Source organism: Tepidimonas sp. (assembly GCF_046292505.1).
GTDB lineage: Bacteria > Pseudomonadota > Gammaproteobacteria > Burkholderiales > Burkholderiaceae_C > Tepidimonas.
This window is the reverse complement of sequence record NZ_JBKBQX010000295.1, coordinates 267-508: the sequence shown is the minus strand read 5'-3', so window position 1 is coordinate 508 and position 242 is coordinate 267. Positions and strand designations below refer to the sequence as shown.

Annotated in this window: 1 protein-coding gene; it reads left to right on the top strand. The window is 70.7% G+C overall.

Features of this window, described 5'->3' with window-relative positions:
* A partial coding sequence (locus ACK4TH_RS13355) for an AMP-binding protein (RefSeq protein ID WP_409627133.1) occupies window positions 1-242 on the top strand: 242 nt, incomplete at both ends.

The window sequence follows — 242 nt, the reverse complement described above, 5'->3', positions numbered from 1 at the left end:
GGTTCTCCGCTGCGCTGGTCGCGCTCGGCGTTAAACCGGGCGACCGGGTCGCGGTGCAGGTGGAGAAGAGCATCGAGGCGCTGATGCTCTACCTCGGCGCGGTCCGGGCCGGCGCAGTGTTCCTGCCGCTCAACACCGCCTATACCCCGGCCGAGATCGCCTATTTCCTCGGCGATGCCGAACCGGCGGTGTTCGTCTGTGATCCGGGTCGCGCCGAGGCGCTCGCGCCCGTCGCGCGCGAG